Origin of the sequence: Candidatus Oleimmundimicrobium sp. (genome assembly GCF_030651595.1) — a bacterium.
Lineage (GTDB): Bacteria > Actinomycetota > Aquicultoria > UBA3085 > Oleimmundimicrobiaceae > JAUSCH01.
Window position 1 is genome coordinate 1 of sequence record NZ_JAUSCH010000068.1, and the last position, 1,728, is coordinate 1,728.

At 46.4% G+C, this 1,728-nt stretch carries 2 protein-coding genes; both read left to right on the plus strand.

Annotated features, from left to right (window positions below):
- Positions 1-564 precede the first annotated feature (564 nt).
- Complete coding sequence (locus tag Q7U95_RS04640) at positions 565-831, plus strand: hypothetical protein (protein ID WP_308752261.1); 267 nt, start codon at positions 565-567, stop codon at positions 829-831.
- Positions 832-1,075: 244 nt separating this feature from the next.
- Entirely contained in the window at positions 1,076-1,294 is a 219-nt protein-coding gene (locus tag Q7U95_RS04645) for a hypothetical protein (RefSeq protein WP_308752262.1), read from the plus strand.
- Positions 1,295-1,728: the final 434 nt, after the last annotated feature.

Genomic DNA, 1,728 nt, shown 5'->3' on the forward strand with positions numbered 1-1,728 from the left:
CCTGGTGGCGCTTTCCAATTTGGGCTTTGATTCCTGTCTTTTGGTTTGGCGTTCTGATCATTGGTGCGCAATAAATCCTTTCCAATTTCTCTGACTTGCCCCCGGTTTAATCGCCGGGGGTTTTGTTTTTTATGATTCAAATTTCTCTGGCGCCCCGTCGCCTTTGTATTTCTCTGGCGTCCCGTCGCCCAGGGTCACGCACACGCACACATGAGGGGCGATGGGGCGTCCTGCGCGACGATCTGGGGCGTCCTACCCGACGATCTGGGGCGATGGGGCGCTGCATGTTTTGTCACGTTTGACGTGATAAACACTTGCGAATCGCTTTAGGACGTGATCTAGACTGTATCAAGTTAAACGTGACACAAGGAACGGTAGGCCATGATCAAGCTGTATATCACACATCCATTCGGTACCTTTAATATCAAGCCATATCTGGAATCTGATGATATGGATAGAATATTGGATCTGGCATTTGACCATATCGCGGCAATTGTTCCTGAGTGTTCAGTATGGATTGAATGCAACGGCGTTACATTGCGCCTTATGAATTGAGGAGTCAGAATGATGAAATATCAAATCAGCAATGCGCCCGCTTTCCTGTATTCAATCGGAGTCCGGCAATATGAAAGCGGAACCTTGACTAAAAACAAGGTGAAACTTTTTGAATATTACAAAGCCGACTCTTTTACGACTGAGCAAAAAGCAGAAATTCTGCTATGGTGCAAGGATGCAAGATTCTTCAATTCCCGCGCTCAATATGCGCCAGAATTGAAAAGCGTTATGGTGGCATTTCCAAAGGCGGGTTTCTATCGGAAAGGATTTAATTGATATGCGCCCTTATGCTGTAAATGACGCTGGAATCCTTGCGCCTGATCTTATCGCCGAATTATACGTCAAACGCGATACTATGACAAACCATTGGCGCTTGGCATGGATTCGCCCGAACGATGACTCCTATTGTTACGCTGAAGGGGAATGTAGCGCGATATATTACCCGACAAGAAAAGCCGCAATAGCTGGTGGAATTCGGCGATATGGTGAAACCGCAAAGCGTTGGAATGGAGTCTGAGCCATGGCAAAATATACCGCTTTTATTGAACAAACCGGATCATACCCCGGAGTCGGTTATGGCAAGAAAATAACCGCAAAGCGAATTGACGCAATCAATCGCGCAATCCTGAAAACAGGCAAAGCTTGGCAAGGCTTGGAATTGCCGCGCGCAATCAAGCTTGGCCATATGTTCCAAGCTAGGTTTGACGGTTACTCAATTCAGATTTACAAGGAGTCCTGAGCAATGATAAATCTTTATCACGTTTGGCGCGCATGGCCACATCATGAGTCAATTGTGGCAACCTTTCTTGTCAAACGTCATGCGCGGCAATTCATGCGGGAATGCCAGAATCTAAGCGCAAACAATGGCGCAAAGTTTCGAATTGATGAGAGCCTTATTTCAACCTATGGCATGACTGAGGAAACAAGGCGGGAAATTGTGCAAGCCTTGAATGTAATTCTTGTTAAGGAGTCCTGATCCATGGAAAACACATTCATTTGCAAGGCGCCTACTGAATACTTGTTGGATCATATCGCCATGGCCTATCGTGAAATTACATTTTGCCGCAATCGCGCAAAAGATGATCCGACAAGCGCGCCATATATGCGCGAATGCACCAAATTTGCAATTAGTAGAATCCGCCTATATCGCGCCGAATTGGAGTCAAGGTAATG

Bases quoted from the DNA above. Each gene is read 5' to 3' on its own strand.
- Q7U95_RS04640 (WP_308752261.1), top strand. From the start codon at position 565: ATGATGAAATATCAAATCAGCAATGCGCCCGCTTTCCTGTATTCAATC.
- Q7U95_RS04645 (WP_308752262.1), top strand. From the start codon at position 1,076: ATGGCAAAATATACCGCTTTTATTGAACAAACCGGATCATACCCCGGA.